Below are 20,241 nucleotides of genomic sequence, written 5' to 3'. Positions count from 1 at the left end.
TTGAGGAGGTTTGCCCCTTTCGCGAGAAAGGGCGCACCAGTAAGCTTGGCAGTGCGTCAGTGTGCAGGTGGCACGAGAATTGTGGAAGACAATGCCGAGTGACGAGTCAGATTCTTCGTTGGAGGACGCCAAAGATGTGGCCAATGTCACCGACGCCGCTGTGCGACAAGAATTGGTCGAATGCCATCGCGCTTTTCTGATGTTCCTGCGCCGGCGCGTCAGCAATCAAGCGGACGCCGAGGAAGTTCTGCAGGACTTCATGGAGCGTGCGCTGAGGCGCGCCGGCGACCTGCGAGACATCCAGTCCTTGCGTGGCTGGTTGAGCCGGGTTCTAGCCACCACGCTCATTGACCATTATCGTCGGACTTCGCGCCGCAAAGAAACGCTCCGCGAACCCAGTGAGATGGAAGATTTTGTCGGCGAACCCGACGACGAAATTGACGCGGCCGTTTGCCACTGTCTCTATCGACTCCTGCCGACGATCAAGGCGGATTATAGCGACCTTATTTGGCGCATCGATCTGCTTGGTGAGCCGCGCGATCAGGTCGCCGTGAGCGTTGGACTCAACTTGAACAACGTCAATGTCAAACTCCACCGCGCCCGCCGGGCGCTCAAGACTCGCCTGGAGGATGTCTGCCTGACCTGTCCGGAGCACGGTTACCTAGACTGTCAGTGTGACACGGGCCAGCACATCCACGACATCCGCCAAGGAAATAGCCGGGTCGAGAAGATTTAGTCAGTCATGAAAGACCCTACACCGCGCTAATCATTCAACAACCGCTTCCCCACGCATATGCCGCACCGGTCGGGAAACTTCAACGGCTCGATCTGTTGGTCATGTGACACGGAATCGGGAACCTATGACCTGAACGATTGTGATGGCTCTGCCAGCCCAAGCTTTATCTGCCCGGTAAGCCGTTCCGCGTCAGGCTTATGGCATGGCAAAATCGACCAACCCGTTCCGCTGGTTTGACAGTTCGCCCGAGGTGATCCGCCTCGTGATGCTGATGTAGGTTCTCTAATTGATGCAAGCAGTTTCTGGATCGGCTTAGTCGTCCCTGGAGGTCCTGTCAGCCCAAACTTTAGTCGCTCGGCAAGCCGTTCGGCGACAGGCTCAACGCCCTGAACGTGGTGGCGATGGACAGCCCCGGCGGCGCAACCTGGCGGCTGAAGGGATAACAGATCATTTGCACCGGCACTGCGGCATGCGGCCGCAGTGCCGGCTATCCTTGGGGGCAGACGGCCGGCGGTGCGTAGAATCTAGAGAAAACTGATCGGTCGAAACCGTGCCCGATGGCATGGCCATCCGGCGGTGATCATTGGAGACACCTCATGACCAGAACCCGAATTTCGTCGCTCGCCATCGCCGGTCTGCTGGCTGCGCTGGCGTCCGGTCCCGTGGCCGCCCAGACCGCGCCTCCGGCGGCCAACGCCCATGCCGCCCACGCCGCAGCGGCCCAGACGGCACCTGAACCGCCGGCGACGAACATGTCGGCCTGTCACAGCATGGCCGGCATGGATCATTCGTCCATGACGAGCGAGCAACGGGCCGCGATGATGGAACGACATCAGACCATGATGGCCACCCATGGCGCGGCCTCGGCCGATGGAGCCGGTATGGCAGGCATGGCGGGTATGGATCATTCGTCCATGACCCCCGAGCAGCGGGCCGCGATGATGGAACGTCGTCAAACCATGATGGCCACCCATGGCGCGGCCTCGACCGATGGAGCCGGTATGGCAGGCATGGCGGGCATGGATCATTCGGCCATGACCCCCGAGCAGCGAGCCGCGATGATGGAACGACATCAGACCATGATGGCCGGCATGGACCATTCCAACATGTCGAGCGAAGAGCATGCGGCGATGAAGGCGAAGCACGAGGCCATGATGGCGGCCTGTGCCGACGGTATGGCGGGTATGGACCACGATGCGAACCACCCGGCCCCAGCCGCCGCGGCCGAACCGGCCCAACAGCACTGAGGCCAGCGCCCGCCGCCGGCCTTCGGGTTAGTGGCGGGTCCGTTTTCTGCTCTGGCGCGCGCCCATCAGTTCGTCAGCGATTGCCGCGGTCGGCCCTGTCAGCCCAAACTTTATCCGCCCGGTAAGACGGCTCGCGCCAGGCTCATGGCATGGCCAAATTGACCAACTCGTTCCGCTGGTTTGACAGTTCGCCCGAGGTGATCCGCCTCATGGTGCTGATGTACGTGAAGTACCCGCAGTCGCTGCGAAACGTGGATCGCGAGGACGAGGTGATGGAATCCTTTGTCACGCGGACCAGAGACAAACCCGCAGCGCTGAAATTCATCAAGAAAGCCATGAAACGTCACGGCCGACCCAAGGTCGTCGTCATCGACAGGCTGCGCTCATACAAGGTCGCGATGAAGCCGCTGGGCAACGCTGAAAAGCAGGTGCTCGGCCGTCGGCTCAGCAACAGGGCAGAGAACTCACATCTGCCGTTTCGACGACGAGAACGGGCCATGCTCCGCTTCCGGCGGATGAAACCGCTGCAAAGTTCAGCTCCGTCCACGACGCCTTCTACAACCACTTCAACCAGGACCGCCACCTCATCAGCCGAGACGATTTCAAAGCCCGAAGCACGGCCACCTTTGCCGAATGGAACACGCTCGCGGCCTGACGATGAGCTCCCTGCCCTAATTGTGCCCGGTGGAGACAAGTTAGCGTTGAACTGACAGCGCCCATGAGTGCGCCAGTCCGTCGCGACGTCAGCGCCCCCCCACCAGGGCCCTGTCCTTCTGGGCCCGGACCGCATCAGTGACCCGTTTGCCGATGACGCCGTATCCGTTCACGGCGACCCGGCTTGGTCTGGTCATGGCGACTTCATCTTCTGTGAGTTCACAGAACAGGAGATGAAGCAGCCACGCCTTGATGCACATCAAGGCGTGGCTGCGCCGACGCATGCAAGTCTGCAATGATGGATGAGACGGAATGTCCGACGCATACGATCAAAGACACGACATCGTGGATGGATCGTCGCGGGTGTTGACCGCGGCCATCTTCGACGTCGATGGCGTCCTGCTCGCATCGCCTCATGAACGCGCGTGGCGTGAGGCGCTTGCCGGCTTAGCCGAAACAGAGCGCTTCACGACGGCGATGTATCAGTCCCAGATCGCGGGCAAGCCACGACTCGACGGTGCTCGAGCGGCGCTTGAGGCCCTGGGTGTGAACAATGCCGTGCGCCACGCCGGTGCCTATGCCGAACGCAAACAGGCGCGGCTTGAAGAGCTGATGCGGACCGACGCGATCGCAGCCTTCCCGGACGCCTTGCGTTTCATCGAGAGGGTCGCCGCGCTCGGCTGGTCCATGGCTGCCGCCTCATCCTCCAGGAACGCCACCGAAATGATGCGGTCGATCCGCCTGAGCACCGACCAAAGCCTGCTCGATGTCTTCCAAGTCAATGTCTCCGGTCGAGAGGTGAAACACGGCAAGCCGGACCCGGAGCTGTTCCTGATCGCGGCCGCCGAACTCGGCGTGTCGCCGACCCGGTGTCTGGTTGTCGAAGACGCTCCGGCCGGCATTCAGGCCGCTCGCGCGGGCGACATGACGGCGCTCGGCGTGGCTCGGCTGGGCGACGCAGATCAGCTCCGGGCCGCAGGTTCGCATCTGGTGGTTGAAACCCTGGACGAAATCGCGCTGGTCGAACTTGCGCAAGGCCGGCTCAAGGCTCGAACACCGTGAAGGACCCAGCCACCATGGAACAGGCGCTTGAGCCAACGGCGGACGGTGCATGGGTTCTTGTTGACGACGGCTGCGACGCGCTCCGGGAGAGCGATCGCGAAACCCGCTTCACCGTCAGCAACGGTTTCCTCGCTACCAGGGCCTCCCGAGCGATCAATCAATCACAGCAGCGCACCGCGCCGCCGAGCACCTATGTCGCCGGGCTGTTCGACACGCGCGATACCGAGCGCCCGGTGCCGGAACTGATCCCCGGGCCGGACTGGGTGCAGGTCCGGGTTTCCCTGCCGGGAGGACAGCTTGTCCAGCATTTTGGCCCCGGGCCGTCACACCCGTTGACGCTCGATATGCGGCGAGGCCTGTTGCTCACCGAATGTCGCCTGGTGGAAGGGGCCGCCGTGAGCCTCCGCCTGCGCCTGCTGCGACTGGCCTCACAGGACCAGCGGTCGCTTGGTCTGCAACTCCTTCACCTGGAGACCGAAAAAGGCGAGGCAGAAATCACACTCGAAGCCTCCATGGACGGGTTCGATAGCGATCTCACGTCCGAGCGTCTTGAGAACGAGTTCGGCGTGTGGCGCACCCATCTTTCTGGAAAAGGCCTCGCCATGGCCGCCGCTGTTGCCCTGCGGATCGACGGCCAGAATATTCCTCCGACCTCACTCGCCCCGTTCAGATGGACCTGGACCTGGAAAACGCGACCGGGACAGGTCGTCTGCTTTGACCGGATCGTCGCCCTGTCTCGAAGTGACGCTCGCGACCAGGACCCCGGCGAGCGTGCGCGGGATGATCTCGACGGCGCTCGGGAAAAGAGCTGGCGTAGCGTTGTCCAGAAACACGAAACGGCCTGGTCAAACCGCTGGTCGCGCAGCGACGTCAAGGTGGAAGGTGACGGCACCGCGCAAAAGGCGCTTCGCTTCGCGGTCTACCATCTGAACAGCGCAGCCAACCCGGAAGATCCGCGGGTCTCGATCGGTGCCCGGGCCCTGACCGGAGCCGATTACCGGGGGCATGTATTCTGGGACACCGAAATCTTCCTGCTGCCCTTCTATATCCTGACCTGGCCGGAGGCGGCCCGGTCGCTGCTGATGTTCCGCTTCCATACCCTGGACGGTGCGAGGGCCAAGGCCGCTGACCGGGGCTGGCGGGGGGCCTTTTACGCCTGGGAATCCACGGATACCGGCCTGGAGACGACACCCGAACAGGTCGTCGGTCCGGACCGGCAGATCGTCGACATTCTCACCGGCGCCCAGGAACAGCATATCAGCGCTGACGTCGCCTATGCCGTCTGGCAATATTGGCAGGCGACAGGCGACGATGAGTTCCTGATCGCCGCCGGTGCCGAAATCCTTCTTGAGACCGGTCGCTTCTGGTCGAGCCGGGCCCAGCTCGAAGCGGACGGCCTTCACCATATTCGCGGCGTCATCGGCCCGGACGAGTATCATGAGACCATCGATGACAATGCCTTCACCAATGTCATGGCCCGCAGGAACATTCGCAGGGCGCTTGAAGTCACCGCCTTGCTGCGCGAGCGGTGGCCGGATCAGTGGGCCGCCCTCTCCGGCCGCCTCGGGCTGGTCGAGGTCGAACTGGAACATTGGCGCAGCGTAGCGGACGCCATGGCGACCGGTCTGGATTCGGACACGGGTCTGTTCGAGCAGTTCACGGGCTATTTCGATCTCGAGGACGTGGACCTGTCGGCCTATGCGGGTCGCTCCGTTCCGATGGACGTCGTTCTTGGCCGGGAAAGGACCCAGAGGTCGCAGGTCATCAAACAGGCCGATGTCGTGGCCCTTTTGGCCCTTCTGCCTGAGGAATTCCCGGGCAAGACGGGAGCGGCGAACTTCCGGTACTACGAGCCCCGTTGCGGTCACGGCAGTTCACTGAGCACAGCGATGCACGGCCTGGTCGCCGCCCGTCTCGGCGATACCGAGATGGCCCTGGACTATTTCCACAGGACGGCAGCGATCGATTTAGCCGACACCAAGGTGGCGATCGGCGGCGGCATTCATATCGCGGCCCAGGGCGGCTTGTGGATGATGACGGTTTTTGGGTTCGCGGGGCTGTCGCTGCGAAGCGACGGCGTCGCCCTGGCACCGCACCTGCCGCGGAACTGGTCCAGCCTGGATTTCAGTATGGATTGGCGAGGCCGGCAGCTGACTATCAACATCAGCCAGGCCGACCATCGTCTCCACGCGACTCTACAAGCGGGCGAGCCGATGATTCTTACGCTCCACGGGCGAGCGCACAAGCTCAGTCTCGACCAGGCACTTGTCGCCGACCTCGGAGGACCGGCTCCAAAATGACACGTCACCCCCTTGAACGCTCGTGAAGATCGCGCAAGTTGATCCTCCCTCGTTTCAGTGGACACCATTCTAGCGTTTCGGAACTGAAGAGGCGTGTCTGATGACTTTTCCACGCCGGGTGTTTCCGGAATCGTTCAAGCGGGAGGTCGTTGATCGGGTCGCCAACAGCGGGCCGACCGCCGGAGCGGCGGCCAGGGAACTGGGGCCACACGAGCCGGTGCTGCGTCGATGGATGACGCAGTTCGGGATGCAGGCGACGGGGACGTCGCGGTGCACCACAACGCAGGCGTCGTCCCCGTCGCCGTCGCCGTCGGATCTGGCCGCGGCTGCGGCGGGAGAACGGTCAGTTACGGATAGAGCGGGACATCCTAAGAAAAAGCCGCACTCATCTTGGCTTCGCCGCCCTTCGGGTCGGAGCGACCTCCCGATGAAGTTCGGGTTCGTCGAAGGGCATCTCCAGGTCTGACCGGTTGGCGTGATGTGCGCGGTCCTCGGACTGTCGGCCAGCGGCTACTACGCTTGGCACGGCCGGCCTGAGAGCCCGAGGTCAAGCGCCAACCGCACCCTGACCGAAGACAACCGCCTGAACTATGCCGAGTGCGGCGACTGCTACGCCTCGCCCTGCGTCCACGACGCCCTGCGCCAGCATGGCCGTCGGGTCGGCCTATCCCGCGTCGAGCGGCTGATGCGCCGGGCCGGTCTTCGGGGTCTGGCAGCCCTGCCGCGACGGGCCAGGACGACCGACAGCCGCCACAGCTATCCTATCGTGCCCGACAGGCTGGCCCGCAACTTCGAGGCGGCGGCCCCAATCAGATATGGCTCGCCGACCTCACCTACATCCCAACCGGCGATGGCTGGCCCTACCTCGCCGCCATTCTCTACATGCACACCCGCAAGATCGTCGGCCGGTCCATGCGCCAGACCCCGCAAACCCAGATCGCGTTCGGTCTGATCCACGACTCCGCCCTTGGGATCCGCCCAGTATGTCGCCGAAACTAATCGCTCCGCCGGGGCCCGATCCAGCATCACCCCGTCCCTATGAGCCGCACGGGCGACTGCTTGGACAACCCGCCCATGGAGAGCTTCTTCCACACCCTCATGTCCAATACCGCGTCTACGCTACCAGAGACCATGCGCTGCGGGATCTGTTCGGATACTTCGAGGGCTTCTACAACCACTGTCGCCTGCATTCGTCACTGGGCTATATCAGCCCCGCCGAGGCCGAACGCAGTGCGCGCTTAACACCATCCGCTTTTGCAGGGGACGGTCAGCATGCCCAAAGCATGGGCTTTACGATTGCGGATGTTAGATTTTGTCCACCGCACCATGCGACGACCGTAAGGATGAGGCAGGTTCGGCGTCTTTCGTCCTATGATCACGGATATAACCGAGAAGCTGGTTACCTGGACCATTACGGGCTTGGAGCTCGCCGCCCTGCTTACGGTCGGCGGAGGTTTTGTATGGAGCATCACAAAGTCAGTTCTCGCATACCTCCGCAACGCCTCAATAGACTACTACCCGTCATTTCGACGTGAACTTGGCCGCAGCACCTTGGTCGCGCTCGAGCTCTTGGTAGCAGCCGATATCTTGCGTTCGCTCGTGCTCGAGCCCTCATTGACCAACGTTGGTGTCCTCGCCGCGCTGGTGACAATCCGAACCTTTCTCAGTTTTTCCATCGACGTGGAGCTCGACGGTTGTTGGCCTTGGGAGCGGGCAGCGTCAAAAAAAGAGCTGACCTGCCTCTGAGGTTTCATCCAGCGGCGACCTGAGTCCCGGCCCTTAGGGATCCGTTCCCATTCTCTGGAACACTCGAAGCTGGAGTTTTCCGCGGAGCAGATCAGTCTTTCATCCGCAACTGGACAGGGGGTTCTTTTCACTCCATGGGGACTAGCGCGAATGAAAGCAGTATGGAACAGAATGAACATCTTGTGCAGGCGCAAGACATGACGGAGTTTCCCTTCGGTGCGGATTTTCAATCGATCCTGTCACTGATCGGCGACGGCGTCGTGAGCACCGATCACACCGGTCGCATTATTCTGTTCAACAGAGCAGCCGAAGAGATATTTGGGTACACCAGCGACGAAGTTCTGGGTGGCTCGATCGATGCACTGGTCCCGACGCGCTTTCATGATCGGCACCGCGAAGACGTGAACCGCTTCTGTTCGTCCAACGCGCCATTGCGCAGATTCATGGGGGAAGGGCGCGAGGTCCTGGGCCGACGCAAGAACGGTGAAGAACTCTCGATAGAAGCAACGCTTTCGCGGCAGATGATCGGCGGACAGCACATCGTCACAGTGGTCATCCGGGACGTCAGCGCTAGAAAGACAGCGGAGAGGCACCGCCAATTAGTAGCGAGCGAGGTTGCGCATCGGCTACGGAATACAATGACGGTCGTCAATTCGATCGTGACCCTGAGCGCCCGACGGACGGCCTCTGTCATTGAATTCAAGGAGGCAGTCCTGGGGCGTTTCGAAGCCATCTCAAGGACGAACGATGCGCTGGTCAGCGGTTCGTTGACGGAAGTGAGCTTTCGACTTTTGCTGGAGTCGGAATTAGCACCCTACCGCGACGATGACAGCAAGATTACGCTCACCGGACCAGACATCGGTCTTGACGGACAGGGCGCTGTCGCCCTGGCGCTGGTCCTGCATGAACTCGCGACAAACGCGGCGAAGTATGGCGCGCTTTCGACGTCTGCCGGGCGGCTAAACGTGGACTGGAAAGTTCCGGTAGGCGCGCCGCCTCTGCTTGATGTGACCTGGCAGGAACGCAACGGCCCCCTCGTCGCCCCGCCGACGAGACGCGGGTTTGGCAGCGAGTTGATCGCTCGCAGCCTGGGAGTCCATGGCGGAACGGCGATTTCGTCCTATGCCGCCTCCGGTGTCGGCTGCAGCATTCGTTTGCCGCTCACCGGTGCCCCCCTCTCGCCGCAGTAGGTTGCCACCGGATAGCTGCTGGCGCGTGACGTCGTTCCGGAGAGCTCGACGATGGAGATTCAAAACATCTGGCACAGAACCGCCGTGTCCGAAGCCAGAACCATGGCTGAAGCAGTTTCCGGCGAATCCAGAGGCCGAACAAGGCTGATGCTGTCACAGCCATGGCTGGAACCGAGCCTCAGCACTTCTGCGACCAGGGCGGCTGCGACGGACCGTGGGTTGGAGGCATCAAAACTGATCAGACGCTCGATCTGCACCGAGGGGCCGGCCGCAATGCAGATCGATAACGAATAGATCAGCAACCCCTTCAGCCTCTGCGCCGCGTCCCGGGCTAAAAGAATCCCGGCGGTCGATGCCGGATGGTCCAAATGGTGCAGAGTGATCGACCGCCAGCCCGCCATGGTCAGGTCGGGAAATCCCAGCCGGGCGAGCGTGAAGGTTTCGTCGATTGCAGTGCGGCTTAGGGGGGTTACGACCACGGCTGTCATGGCATGAACTTGGAACCCTCATACCGACGGCGCATTGATTCAACTCAACTCCAAACTGAAATCGGGTCCCCGCCTTCATCATGGGTGCCAGGAAGATACCCTTGCTGGCCTTGCTCTCGCTGCCATTGGGCTGCGCAGGTCGACGGCTGGAGCAGGCCTGTCCGAGCTGCGGTGCCGTGGCGATGCGGGTCTGTGGCAGCACGGCGGATGCGTCCCTGGCGCGACTCGAGGCCTTGGCCGAACCGATCTTGCTTGACGCCGGTGCCGTTCTCATCCGTGAGGGCGACGAAGCCCCCCACATCTTTAATATCACCTCGGGATCGGTCCGGGTCTTCAAGCGCCTTCCCAATGGTCGTCGCCAGATCATCGGCTTCCTTTTCCGGGGAGACTTTCTCGGTCTGGCGATCGGCGACGCCTATGTGTTCACCGCAGAAGCGATGGAACCCTCATCGGTCTGCCGGTTCAGAAAGGCAGCGTTCCGGGCTCTGGTACAGGACGATCCGCCGCTGGAGCACGCCCTGCTCAACCGCACATCCCACGAACTCGCCGCGGCCCAAAACCAGATGTTGCTGCTCGGGCGCAAGACGGCGATCGAGCGGCTGGCCTCCTTCCTGCTCGATCTTCCGAACCACGACCTGTCCAGGCCGGCCGGAGCGGGTCATGTGCGATTGCCCATGACCCGCGGCGAAATCGCCGACTATCTCGGCCTGACCATCGAAACCGTCAGCCGATCCATAACCCGGCTCAAGACCCAGGGGGTGATCCGCCTGGTGTCGCAAACTGATATTCTCGTCGAACGGCCTGATCTGCTGCGAGCGCTCGCGGAGGGCGAACCGTGACCCGACGCCCTTGAGGCAGATCAAGGTGATCAACTTCACGAGGTGACATCCAACGCCTTCAAGGAGCGCCCGAGATGTCGACTGATGCGATCACGCCTATCTGCCCGTTCATGAACGATCGGGCCGTGAACACGGTCATCGTGGTGCTCGTCCGTGAACAGTTGATGCCAATTGCCGATCACCGGCGGGACGGTCGGCCGCAAACGTCCACCGTTGAATACGTCAACGTCGGGCTCAGCCTGCTTTCCGCGACGGGATGCAAAAGTCACAAGCTCGTCAGAAGGACCGCGAACTCCCGTGTCTCCGTGTCGATCCGGGCTGGTGTCCAGAACAAAGCGTCTAGAGCTTCCATGGCGGTGCGGGCGCATGCGGCCCATCATCGCGACGTCAACCACCGTTTCGGCAGCAAGCTGTGCGGCACGAGCGTCCACCGCTTCCCTGCTTCGCCCTTCCCGTCCCACGCCCCTCAAATCCGCGCCCAGGCCTGAACCATGGGGAGCGTCGAACAGAAGCGGGTCGCTATCGTCGGTGCCGGCCACGTCGGTGCCACCGCCGCGTATACGCTGATGCTCAGGGCCCTCTGTCGCGAGATCGTGCTGATCGACAGCGACCCGACCCTGGCGGCGGCGGAAGCGGCCGACCTGTCGGACGCCAACGCGCTTGTCCGGCCCGCCCGCATCTGGGCCGGAACCTATGAGGACGCGGCCGCTGCTCAGATCGCAGTTCTCACTGCCGGCGCGGCGACCCATGGGGCGGAAAGCCGGTTGTCGGTGGTGTCCCGCAGCGCCGCGATCGTCACCTCCTGCGTGGACCAACTGATCGACGCTGGGTTTTCCGGCATCCTCATCGTCGCCGCCAATCCAGTGGATCTGATGACGCTTCTGGCGCTGCGCCGCTCCCGGCTCGCGGCCAACCGGGTCATCGGCACAGGCTCCCTACTCGACACGGCCCGGCTCCAGCAGACCCTCGCGATCCGCCTCGGTGTCGCCCCCGGTTCGATTGACGGCCTGGTTCTGGGTGAACACGGAGACAGCGAAGTTGCGGCCTTTTCAACCGTTCGCGTCGGAGGACTGACGCTCGACCGGTTCTGCGCGACGGATCAGGACCTGGAACGGCTCCAGATCGCGAGGGAGGTCCGGGAGGCCGGCTACCGGATTGTCCAGGGCAAGGGGTACACTTCTTTTGGCATCTCGACGGCGATCGTGCGTATCTGCGAAGCCATCCTGCGCGACGAGCATGCCGTCTTGCCCGTCTCGACGCTGCTGACCGGCCAGTATGGCATCACCGATGTTTGCCTGAGCTTGCCGTGCGTGCTCGGAGCCATCGGCGTCGAGCGTGTCCTGTCTCCCGACCTCAGTGCGGAGGAAACCAGGGGCTTGTTGGCGTCAGCGACGACATTACGAGCCGCCCTCGCCGCCGCACAGAAGCCGCCGGATCGGTAGGGCCGGGCGGCGTGTAACAACTCTGCGCCGATACAGGAAGATTTCCAGGCCCGTCCAATGGTTCGGTGTGAGTTCACGACCGGGTCATGAGCAAGGGCCGGTCGCGGGTCGGTGCCGCCGGTGCGACGGCCGTGTGCGAGATGACCTGGCCCGTTCCTCAACGGCAGCACGTTACCGGGCCCAAAGCACACGCCCATCGGACATTGATCCATGTCAACGTCGTGGATCGACGATATGACTACACTTCTGCTTCAAGGTTGGATGCGACCGTTTGGGTCCCATGCCGCGCCGGAGCCGGCCCAATGGAGTTTGCCGACACCATCAACCGCAAGACCGTCGGCTCTGCGGTCGATCTGCCGCGCCGCCTCCGGATCGAGTGCCCGTTGCCCCTCGTCGTGCTGACGCCCCCCGTCGCTGGGAGAACCTTCGGCGCGGGCGTGACCGATGGCGATGACGCCGCCCAACATCAGGTCTCCGCGCTCCACGGCGACAGGATTGAGGAGGTTGTCCTCGGCGTCGCCGCTTTCGACGCCGCTGGTGTGGCTCACACGACCGACACCGCCGCGGATTGCTTCCCCGACCGTAATGACTGATCCTCGACCACTCCCCCGCGACCGCTCGTGGCTTCGCCGAACGGCCCTGTCGAGATGGGACAACGAGGGCGGCGCGAGCCCACCCGAGGCTGATGAGGCCCCACCGTCAGTCCAGGCGGTCACGCCGGACGCCGCCGCTGGCGGGCTCGACCAAGGTGTTGTGGCAGGACAGAAAGGCCTCCGAAGAACCACGGCTGGGGGGCGCTTCGAGGCATTGCGCTCGTGTCTGGGATTCGGATCGTCCCGGCCATGACCGCACGGCCTCTCTCGAGGTTTCAGCCGCGCTTCTCAGCTGGAGACTCAACATGTCTTGAGGGTCGCATCCCTTTGGACTGCCGTCCTGGCATCGATCCGGGTGACTGACTTCATCCCGGTCAGACGATCAGAAGCGTTGCCGTTCTTCAGGAAACCGTTACCGGGGCTGGCGTTCGGCTCTTGCGGAGGGGGTCTAGCCCACGGCAGCCTGACTGCCGTCGAACGCAATGTTGCGGAACCGGATCAGCAGACGGCACGCGCAGGCCGACGGACTGGCAAGTCTGCTAGGGCCGCGAATGGTTCTGAACATCGCGCAGGTAGGCGATTAGATCCGCGATCTCTTCCCCCTCCAGGGTGATTTGCGGCATCTCCCGATGTCCGTTGGTTATGCCTTCGGCAAAGGCTTCCTGAAGGTCCGTCACGGGATAGCGGACACCGAGGTGACGCAGCGGGGGAGCTGTTGGGCGCGGACTGTCGCCCGTCGGGCCGACGGCGTGACACGCCGCGCAGCGGTTGTCCACGAGCGCCCTGCCTCGCGCCACGGCGGCCTCGTCCACTACTTCTTCCGGATAGTATCGGGCGGCTTCGGCAGTGCCCGGAGCTTCACGATATGCCGGACCGGCCGTGCATCCCATCAGCGCCATTGCGCCTGTAATCGCGATTAAACGCAAAACGTCCTCCAAGCCGGGCATGGACCATGCCTGACCTTGGATGGGGCACCCTGCATTGATCGAGATCAATGTCGGCGGGGAGAAACAGGCGGACTCCTCAACACTTGCACCAGAACGGAAATTCCATGACCGAGGTCATCACTCCTGCGATGCCTGAGCAACATGTCACTCGCGACGCGCTGTGCCCGGACGACCTTCCGAAAGCTCTGGTCAATCGGGGCTTCTACATCTTCGACCGACCCAGCGCGCTACAGGTGGCCTCGCCGGGTCGACGTTGCCAGCTCGGCCACCGCGGATCGACGGAACCGCTATCCGGCCAGGTTCAAGCTATACCCATCGCGGGCGGGTCGTATGAGGCCGCCTAGGTATCTGCAGGCCCCGCTTCCATTCCACCGGCCCTCAGGGTGGCTTGGTGCCCTGCGGACCTATCTCGTGATCACCCTGATCAGCCATCTGACCTGGGAAATAATCCAGCTTCCGCTCTACACCATCTGGTCGACCGCCAGCCCCCGCGAACTGGCGTTCGCGGTCCTGCATTGCACCGCCGGCGATCTCCTGATCGCCCTCGCCACCCTCATGGGCAGCCTGGCCTTGATCGGCGATCGGGACTGGCCGTTCCGGGGTCGTCTGAGAGTAGCCGGACCGACTGTGTTCGGCGGCTTGATCTACACGATCTTCAGTGAATGGTTTAACACTGGAATAAAGGGCACCTGGGCCTACTCCGATCTCATGCCGACCTTACCCCTGATCGGCACGGGACTGTCGCCACTGCTGCAATGGGTCTTGATTCCCACCTTGGCCCTGGCCGCGATGGGTCGCATTTCACAGGACGGCCCCGACGCGGTCCCCTCGCCCGGACGCTGACCTGCTGGTGTTGAGGGGCGGGTTGCCGCGCGTCTATTTCGGGGTGCCGATCATGTCTGCGACCGGAGGGGGATTCCACTCGGAGCTTCAGGAGCCCCCTCCATCAGTTCAGCGTTCCGGTCTGGTTCAAGATGGCCGCCGAACCCCAAGCGCATCGCCGACAGGAGCTTCTCACCGAAGGTGTGCTGTTCTCGCGATCGGAAGCGGGCAAACAGTGCGGTGGCCAGTACGTCCGCCGGCACAGCTTCCTCGATCGCGGCCTCGACGACCCAGCGGCCTTCACCGCTATCCGCCACCTCCCCTGTGAAGCCGTCCAGGGCCGGATGGTCGGCCAGCGCCTGCGCGGCGAGATCCAGCAACCAGGAGGAGACCACACTGCCCCGCCGCCAGACTTCCGCGATGTCGGCCAGGTTCAGGTCGAACCGTTCCGCTTCGGGCAGGTCGGCGGAGGCCCTTCCCTGGAGGATGTTGAAGCCTTCAGCATAGGACTGCATCAGCCCGTATTCGATGCCGTTGTGGACCATCTTGACAAAATGGCCCGCGCCGACCGGTCCGGCGTGAACATAGCCCTGCCCGGGGCGCGGGTCCGCACCCTCAAGCCGCCGGGTTGGCAATATCTCACCGGGTCCGGGCGCCAGCGATTGCAGGACCGGATCGAGCGCCGCGACCGCGTTCCGATCACCGCCCACCATCAGGCAATAACCGCGGGCCAGACCCCAGACGCCACCCGACGTGCCGACGTCGATGTAGTTCAGACCTCGGGCACGCAGCGCCTTGGCGCGGCGAATATCATCTCGGTAGTAGGTGTTTCCGCCATCAATCATGGTGTCGCCAGGGGCCATAACCGATGCCAGAGCCTCAACCACCGACTCCGTCGGCGCTCCGGCAGGAAGCATGATCCACACGTGTCGCGGAGGGGGGAGCTGGCGCACCAGATCCGCCAGGCTTTCGGCCCCGATGGCACCCTGTTCGGTCAAGACAGCGATGGCTGAGGGATCAAGATCATGCACGACGCATTGGTGGCCGTCGGCCATCAGGCGGCGCGCGATATTGGCACCCATGCGGCCCAATCCGACGATGCCTAGCTGCATTGCGGCCCCTCAAAAGTCGGCGCGATCAAAATGGCGGGGCACATGCGGCTTGTCATTGAGTTGAAAGTTCCACGAGGGAGGCGCACAGGCCGTCGATCTCCAGAGCGGCTACCGGAGCCGGCCGGCTGGGTGTTGAACAGTCCCAAGGAAGCCTCAGCGCCTGAAATGTTGAACGCCGGCCATGCCCAGCCGGGGCCGAAGAGCCCGACCGTGCCGAATGCGCCGGTGCTTGCCACGCGGCAGGCGCGGAGGCGGGTCACGCGGTCGCCATATTGTATTCGGTCATAGTCGCTCCTCGACGCATACGGCCCGAAGGCTCGCAGCGCGCTTTGGTTATGACGCCGGGCCATCCGAAAACTTACAGAGTCGCGAGCCGGTCCGGCGGTCCGCGCAGACTTCGCGGAAACCTTGATCGTCTCGAAGCAGGTCCCGCGGGATTTGCAGCCAGGCCAAGGCTCGCTCTGACGACTGGCGTCGTGGCAGCGCTACACCGATCGTCAGCGGCCGCTCGCATGTAAGCCATGCCCGCCGCCCGCGTCTTAGGTTGGGCTGGCTCGCCCCGACACAATCTGAGAATGGAACGCGTCAATGGCCATGATGAAAGCGGCAGTGTTTGTCGAACCCGGCAGGATTGTTCTGGATGACAAGCCTGTTCCCGACGTCGGCCCGCTGGATGCCCTCGTGCGCATCACCACCACCACGATCTGCGGCACAGACGTCCACATCCTGAAAGGCGAGTATCCGGTCGAAAGAGGTTTGATCATCGGTCACGAGCCGGTCGGCATCATCGACAAGCTGGGATCCGCCGTCCAGGGCTTCAGCGAAGGGCAGCGTGTGATCGCAGGCGCGATCACGCCCGGTGGCTACAGCAATGCCTGCCTCTGCGGCCATCATTCCCAGGATGGTGGGGCGTTCGGCCACGGGTGGAAACCTGCGGGCGGCTGGAGGTTGGGCAACACCATTGACGGCTGCCAGGCCGAATATGTCCTCGTGCCGGACGCGATGACCAATCTGACCGTTGTTCCCGAGGGTCTTACGGACGAACAGGTCCTGATGTGTCCTGACATCATGTCCACGGGCCTGAGCGGGGCGCAGAGCGGCGGCGTACAAATCGGTGATGCGGTGGCCATCCTCGCTCAGGGGCCCATTGGTCTCTGCGCCACAGTGGGGGCAAGATTGATGGGTGCCACCACCATCATCGCGGTCGATCGCCTGCCTGAACGACTGGCGATTTCGCGCAGACTGGGCGCAGATCACATCATTGACGCCAGCAAGGTCGACCCGGTTGCGGAGATCATGCGGCTGACCGATGGTCGCGGCGTAGACGTCGCGATCGAGGCTCTGGGAACCCAGGCGACCTTCGAGGCGGCCTTGCGAGTGCTTCGCCCAGGGGGCGTGCTCTCAAGCCTTGGCGTCTATTCCACCGACTTGACGATCCCGCTCAGCGCGTTCGCGGCCGGCCTGGGCGATCACAAGATCATTACCACTCTCTGCCCTGGTGGTAAGGAGCGTATGCGTCGACTGCTCGCGGTGATTGAGTCCGGGCGGGTCGACCTGAGCATGATGGTAACCCACCGCTTCAAGCTGGACGATATCGAACGCGCATACGATCTGTTTTCCGACCAGAGAGATGGTGTTCTGAAGGTTGCGATCACGCCCTGATCAGCGCGGGTCGGCAGGCGGGCCGGGAGTACTCTCAACCCCGATCAAGAGCTTCCAGGGCTCGACGAAACGGTTGTCTCACATGGCACGAGCTCGTCATGCCCGCATCCTCGCCGCCCAGGGTTCAGCCTGTCGTTAAGTGGTGATCGTTTGAGCCGAACTTCCTGGAGATTGCGGCTCCAGGGCACCAATGACATTGAATTTTATCGGATCCATCCCGGCTCCTGGCCGTCAAGTTCAGGCTGGAGGAGCTCTACGCTCAGCCTGCCGCGTCCACATCAGGTCCGACGCAGGCACGTGGCTGCGGCCAGGCGGCGGTAGGAAAAGGCTGGGTTTGGCTCAGCGGCCGTTGCAAGTCCCGCGACAGGTCTGGCTCTCCCAACCGCCCATCGCGCGATACGAAAGAAATTTCCGATCTGTAATGGCTGAGCTGCCTGTGCGTCTGGGTCGGTATCACCCCGCCAGCGATGTCAGCGCGTTCGTACATCGGCAGTGGCCATTTCAGCATCTTCTTGAGAGTTGGTTTTATGCCCCCTTCGGAAACCGCACCCGAATCGCCTGACTACCGTGCGGGACGATCAAGACACCTCAAATGTTCAGCCTTCCGTCTGTGGCCGCTTCTGGCGATACCGCTGTCTATGCTGGCGACAGCAGCGGCTGCACAGGAGGTGATCTATGAAACAGACCGCGTGCGAGTCGAGGCCGGTCTTGATGCAGCGAGCGTCGTCTTCTTTCAACGCGATTCCTGGTTCGGCGAGGCGCAGGCCAACATCGGGGTCGAAAGCGGCACATGGAACGAGTTTGCGATCGAGCCGCAGCTTTACCTGACGATAAAGGATGTTTTAGGCGGAGAGCTGACCGCCGGAATTTCCGCAGTTGCCTCGCAGACTTTTGGCGAAAGCGCAGAAGGTTTTGCGGCAGGAATCGACGATCCGGGTGCCGCAACTCTTGAGAAACTCTACGTTGGTTGGAAAGCCAACTTTGGTGCCGATGATTTCGTTGAGATAATGGGCGGCGATTTTGACTATCAGATTGGCACGGGTTTCCTGATCAAGGATGGCGGCCGCGACGGCGGAAACCGGGGCGGCTTTTATCTTGGCGCGCGATCGGCCTCACGCGGAAGTGCGCTCGCGCGGCTCCAAAAGGGCAATCTTCTGCTGGAAGGGTTTTGGCTCGGCAACAATCCGGGGCGCGGCGGTATCAAGGCGCATGTTCGCGGCATCAATGCCGAATATACCTTCTCTGAGCGGGCATCGATTGGTGCGACCTATATCGAGGTCGCGCATTTCGACGACCTTGTCTCATGGAGCGTCGCCGAGCAGTTGAAAACCTACGACGTCAGGGGAGCGGTCTCTGTTACCGATCGGCTGACATTTTCTGGCGAATATGCGCGGCAGACCGGCGCAGAACACTACGAAGGCGACGGATGGTACGCACAAGCTACGTACAAGTTCGCCGACCTGCCTTTGGAACCTACGCTGAGCTATCGCTATGCGGTTGTTACCGGAGACGATCCGAGCACGTCGCAGAACGAGGCATTTGTTCCGCTTGCCTATGGATTCACAGATTATGCTCAATGGTACCAGGGCGAACTGACTGGCAACTGGATCTTCGGCAACTCGAATCAGAAGACACATCTGGTCAAGGGGACCGCGTCACTCTCGCAAGCCGTGTCGATCACGTCGATCTGGCTTGATGTCGCGCTCGACGATCCCCGCCAATTGGGCGTCGAAGACGACGACTTCGGCAATGAGTTCAACGTGATCCTGGATTGGGAGGCGAGCGAGCAGCTCTTCCTGTCTGCCGCGGTCGCCGTGTTGGTCCCCGGTGCAGCCGCCAGGGAGTTCACCGGAGGCAACAACACCTGGGCCCACCTCATGCTTTACGCCAGCTTTTCGTTCTAGGAATGGGCCGAGATATGACAAATCCCAAAGACAGTCCCGCAGCCCGCAAGTCATTCAAATTTCCGACCGCCTATAGCATCCTGTTTGCACTGATCGCCCTGGTCGCAGCCGCGAGCTGGATCGTTCCCGCAGGCCAATATGACCGGGTCGAGAATGCAGCGATTGGTAAGGATGTGCCCGTGCCCGGCACCTATCAGCGCGTGGACTCTAACCCGCAGGGCTTGGGGGACGTACTTGTCGCCCCGATTGCAGGATTTTATGACCCCGAGAGCTCTGAAGCGCGTGCCATCGACGTTGCCCTTTTCGTATTGGTAATCGGCGGTTTTCTGGGCGTAATCGCCAAAACCGGCGCGATCGACAAGGGAATCTCCCGCGCCATGCGACGCCTCAAAGGCCATGAATACTTGATGATCCCAATTCTGATGGCGCTATTCGCCTTCGGCGGGACGACTTATGGCATGGCTGAGGAATCGCTCGCCTTCTACGCACTACTTATCCCAGTCATGATCGCCGCAGGATATGACGCAGTCGTCGCCGTCGCTATCATTCTGCTTGGTGCGGGGATCGGCGTGCTCGGCTCGACCATCAATCCCTTCGCAACCGTGATCGCCTCCGACGCCGCAGGCATCCCCTTTACCAACGGTCTCACACTGCGGCTAATCTTGCTGGGAACCGGCTGGTTTGCATGCACGGCCTATGTCATGCGCTATGCTTCAATGGTCAAGCGAGACCCCGCCAAGTCAATCGTCGCCGATAAGCACGCGGAAATTGTCGCCAAATTCGCGCGAACCTCAGAAGTTGTTGATGATGGCCCGCTAACGCGCGCCCAGGGAGTAGTACTGCTCATCTTTGCTCTGACCTTTGCCGTGATGATTTGGGGGGTGTCCTCGCAAGGCTGGTGGATGGACCGGATGTCGGCGCTTTTCCTGGGGGCCTCGCTGCTTGTCGGGCTGGTCGGTTGGATGGGCGAGGAAGGCTTTGTTGACGCCTTCATCGACGGTGCCCGCAATCTCCTCGGAGTGGCCCTTATCATCGGCATAGCCCGTGGCATTGTCGTCATCATGGATGCCGGCCGCATCACAGATACGGTGCTCTTCGCGGGAGAGGGTGCACTAGGTGGACTGCCGCCGTTAGGCTTTGTCAACGTCGCATTCGGCATTGAGCTCGCCATGTCATTCTTTGTGCCGTCTTCGTCAGGTCTTGCCGTCCTCAGCATGCCGATCATGGCACCACTGGCGGACTTTGCGGGCGTCGAACGGTCGTTGGTTGTCACCGCCTATCAATCCGCCAATGGCCTCGTGAACCTGATTAATCCGACCTTTGCGGTCGTGATGGGAGCGCTCGCCATCGGAGGGGTGCCCTATCAACGCTGGATTCGTTTCATGTGGCCGCTTCTGCTCGCCCTCGCTGTGTTGATCATGGCCGGACTGAGCGTCGCAGTGCTTTTGGGGTAGTCGCCTCCCTCCGGGGGCTCGCCGATCTCGGTGAACCCACTAC

The 20,241-nt window shown here is 62.3% G+C and carries 18 protein-coding genes and 1 pseudogene; 16 read left to right on the top strand and 3 right to left on the bottom strand.

The window, feature by feature from the left end:
• Positions 1-118: 118 nt before the first annotated feature.
• The 8 genes and pseudogenes from AAC050_RS00675 (at position 119) to AAC050_RS00640 (ending at position 8,935) form a co-directional block, all read left to right on the top strand.
• Positions 119-736 carry a sigma-70 family RNA polymerase sigma factor gene (locus AAC050_RS00675; RefSeq protein WP_339913122.1) on the top strand — a complete coding sequence of 206 codons (618 nt, stop codon included), beginning with the start codon at positions 119-121 and terminating at the stop codon, positions 734-736.
• A gap of 596 nt (positions 737-1,332) precedes the next feature.
• Positions 1,333-1,983: a hypothetical protein gene (locus tag AAC050_RS00670; protein ID WP_339913121.1), complete on the top strand. Its 651-nt coding sequence runs from the start codon at positions 1,333-1,335 to the stop codon at positions 1,981-1,983.
• Positions 1,984-2,132: 149 nt separating this feature from the next.
• Positions 2,133-2,693, top strand: a complete 561-nt coding sequence (locus tag AAC050_RS00665) for a DDE-type integrase/transposase/recombinase (protein WP_339913120.1) — start codon at positions 2,133-2,135, stop codon at positions 2,691-2,693.
• A 256-nt stretch (positions 2,694-2,949) separates the two neighbouring features.
• Positions 2,950-3,699, top strand: a complete 750-nt coding sequence (locus AAC050_RS00660) for an HAD-IA family hydrolase (RefSeq protein ID WP_339913119.1) — start codon at positions 2,950-2,952, stop codon at positions 3,697-3,699.
• Positions 3,696-5,999 carry a glycosyl hydrolase family 65 protein gene (locus tag AAC050_RS00655; protein WP_339913118.1) on the top strand — a complete coding sequence of 768 codons (2,304 nt, stop codon included), beginning with the start codon at positions 3,696-3,698 and terminating at the stop codon, positions 5,997-5,999. Before AAC050_RS00660 ends, AAC050_RS00655 begins: the two co-directional genes overlap by 4 nt.
• Positions 6,000-6,099: 100 nt before the next feature.
• Positions 6,100-7,234: pseudogene (locus tag AAC050_RS00650) on the top strand (IS3 family transposase); the annotation flags it as partial.
• 136 nt (positions 7,235-7,370) lie between these two features.
• The gene (locus AAC050_RS00645; RefSeq protein WP_339913117.1) at positions 7,371-7,745 is read left to right on the top strand and encodes a DUF1622 domain-containing protein; all 375 of its coding nucleotides are present in this window, start codon (positions 7,371-7,373) and stop codon (positions 7,743-7,745) included.
• 161 nt (positions 7,746-7,906) lie between these two features.
• Positions 7,907-8,935 carry a PAS domain S-box protein gene (locus tag AAC050_RS00640; protein ID WP_339913116.1) on the top strand — a complete coding sequence of 343 codons (1,029 nt, stop codon included), beginning with the start codon at positions 7,907-7,909 and terminating at the stop codon, positions 8,933-8,935.
• A gap of 59 nt (positions 8,936-8,994) precedes the next feature.
• On the opposite strand, the gene AAC050_RS00635 is transcribed toward AAC050_RS00640, so the two are convergent.
• Entirely contained in the window at positions 8,995-9,423 is a 429-nt protein-coding gene (locus AAC050_RS00635; protein ID WP_339913115.1) for a hypothetical protein, read from the bottom strand.
• A 101-nt stretch (positions 9,424-9,524) separates the two neighbouring features.
• Between AAC050_RS00635 and AAC050_RS00630 the strand changes: the two genes are divergently transcribed.
• The 4 genes from AAC050_RS00630 to AAC050_RS00615 all read left to right on the top strand — a co-directional run bounded on the left by AAC050_RS00630 (position 9,525) and on the right by AAC050_RS00615 (position 12,297).
• On the top strand, positions 9,525-10,262 hold the full coding sequence (locus AAC050_RS00630; RefSeq protein ID WP_339913114.1) for a cyclic nucleotide-binding domain-containing protein: 738 nt from the start codon (positions 9,525-9,527) through the stop codon (positions 10,260-10,262).
• A 74-nt stretch (positions 10,263-10,336) separates the two neighbouring features.
• On the top strand, positions 10,337-10,750 hold the full coding sequence (locus AAC050_RS00625; RefSeq protein WP_339913113.1) for a hypothetical protein: 414 nt from the start codon (positions 10,337-10,339) through the stop codon (positions 10,748-10,750).
• A 3-nt stretch (positions 10,751-10,753) separates the two neighbouring features.
• Positions 10,754-11,704: an L-lactate dehydrogenase gene (locus AAC050_RS00620; protein ID WP_339913112.1), complete on the top strand. Its 951-nt coding sequence runs from the start codon at positions 10,754-10,756 to the stop codon at positions 11,702-11,704.
• A 302-nt stretch (positions 11,705-12,006) separates the two neighbouring features.
• Positions 12,007-12,297: a hypothetical protein gene (locus AAC050_RS00615; RefSeq protein WP_339913111.1), complete on the top strand. Its 291-nt coding sequence runs from the start codon at positions 12,007-12,009 to the stop codon at positions 12,295-12,297.
• Between the two features lie 539 nt (positions 12,298-12,836).
• Here AAC050_RS00615 and AAC050_RS00610 read toward each other — a convergent pair.
• Positions 12,837-13,244 (bottom strand): cytochrome c, encoded by a 408-nt coding sequence (locus AAC050_RS00610; protein ID WP_339913110.1) that lies wholly within the window; start codon positions 13,242-13,244, stop codon positions 12,837-12,839.
• Between the two features lie 411 nt (positions 13,245-13,655).
• On the opposite strand from AAC050_RS00610, the gene AAC050_RS00605 reads away from it, so the two are divergent.
• Positions 13,656-14,087: a hypothetical protein gene (locus AAC050_RS00605; protein WP_339913109.1), complete on the top strand. Its 432-nt coding sequence runs from the start codon at positions 13,656-13,658 to the stop codon at positions 14,085-14,087.
• A gap of 50 nt (positions 14,088-14,137) precedes the next feature.
• Here the strand turns inward: AAC050_RS00605 and gnd are convergent, their stop codons facing one another.
• A complete protein-coding gene (gene gnd / locus AAC050_RS00600; protein WP_339913108.1) occupies positions 14,138-15,178 on the bottom strand; it encodes a phosphogluconate dehydrogenase (NAD(+)-dependent, decarboxylating) in 1,041 nt (346 codons plus the stop codon).
• Positions 15,179-15,766: 588 nt separating this feature from the next.
• Between gnd and AAC050_RS00595 the strand changes: the two genes are divergently transcribed.
• The 3 genes from AAC050_RS00595 to AAC050_RS00585 all read left to right on the top strand — a co-directional run bounded on the left by AAC050_RS00595 (position 15,767) and on the right by AAC050_RS00585 (position 20,198).
• A complete protein-coding gene (locus tag AAC050_RS00595; protein WP_339913107.1) occupies positions 15,767-16,840 on the top strand; it encodes an NAD(P)-dependent alcohol dehydrogenase in 1,074 nt (357 codons plus the stop codon).
• Positions 16,841-17,478: 638 nt separating this feature from the next.
• The gene (locus AAC050_RS00590; protein WP_339913106.1) at positions 17,479-18,744 is read left to right on the top strand and encodes an alginate export family protein; all 1,266 of its coding nucleotides are present in this window, start codon (positions 17,479-17,481) and stop codon (positions 18,742-18,744) included.
• Positions 18,745-18,758: 14 nt separating this feature from the next.
• Positions 18,759-20,198: a YfcC family protein gene (locus tag AAC050_RS00585; protein ID WP_339913105.1), complete on the top strand. Its 1,440-nt coding sequence runs from the start codon at positions 18,759-18,761 to the stop codon at positions 20,196-20,198.
• The last annotated feature ends 43 nt before the right edge of the window (positions 20,199-20,241 follow it).

Origin of the sequence: uncultured Brevundimonas sp., from assembly GCF_963974615.1 — a bacterium.
GTDB lineage: Bacteria > Pseudomonadota > Alphaproteobacteria > Caulobacterales > Caulobacteraceae > Brevundimonas.
Note: the sequence above shows the minus strand (reverse complement) of the source record. Positions and strands in the feature narration are given on the sequence as shown.

Excerpts from the sequence above, each read along its gene's own strand:
- AAC050_RS00645 (WP_339913117.1), top strand. The coding sequence starts at position 7,371 with ATGATCACGGATATAACCGAGAAGCTGGTTACCTGGACCATTACGGGC.
- gnd (WP_339913108.1), bottom strand. The coding sequence starts at position 15,178 with ATGCAGCTAGGCATCGTCGGATTGGGCCGCATGGGTGCCAATATCGCG.
- AAC050_RS00590 (WP_339913106.1), top strand. The coding sequence starts at position 17,479 with ATGCTGGCGACAGCAGCGGCTGCACAGGAGGTGATCTATGAAACAGAC.
- AAC050_RS00635 (WP_339913115.1), bottom strand. The coding sequence starts at position 9,423 with ATGACAGCCGTGGTCGTAACCCCCCTAAGCCGCACTGCAATCGACGAA.
- AAC050_RS00640 (WP_339913116.1), top strand. The coding sequence starts at position 7,907 with ATGGAACAGAATGAACATCTTGTGCAGGCGCAAGACATGACGGAGTTT.
- AAC050_RS00595 (WP_339913107.1), top strand. The coding sequence starts at position 15,767 with ATGGCCATGATGAAAGCGGCAGTGTTTGTCGAACCCGGCAGGATTGTT.
- AAC050_RS00670 (WP_339913121.1), top strand. The coding sequence starts at position 1,333 with ATGACCAGAACCCGAATTTCGTCGCTCGCCATCGCCGGTCTGCTGGCT.
- AAC050_RS00660 (WP_339913119.1), top strand. The coding sequence starts at position 2,950 with ATGTCCGACGCATACGATCAAAGACACGACATCGTGGATGGATCGTCG.
- AAC050_RS00620 (WP_339913112.1), top strand. The coding sequence starts at position 10,754 with ATGGGGAGCGTCGAACAGAAGCGGGTCGCTATCGTCGGTGCCGGCCAC.
- AAC050_RS00585 (WP_339913105.1), top strand. The coding sequence starts at position 18,759 with ATGACAAATCCCAAAGACAGTCCCGCAGCCCGCAAGTCATTCAAATTT.
- AAC050_RS00610 (WP_339913110.1), bottom strand. The coding sequence starts at position 13,244 with ATGCCCGGCTTGGAGGACGTTTTGCGTTTAATCGCGATTACAGGCGCA.
- AAC050_RS00625 (WP_339913113.1), top strand. The coding sequence starts at position 10,337 with ATGTCGACTGATGCGATCACGCCTATCTGCCCGTTCATGAACGATCGG.
- AAC050_RS00665 (WP_339913120.1), top strand. The coding sequence starts at position 2,133 with ATGGCCAAATTGACCAACTCGTTCCGCTGGTTTGACAGTTCGCCCGAG.
- AAC050_RS00615 (WP_339913111.1), top strand. The coding sequence starts at position 12,007 with ATGGAGTTTGCCGACACCATCAACCGCAAGACCGTCGGCTCTGCGGTC.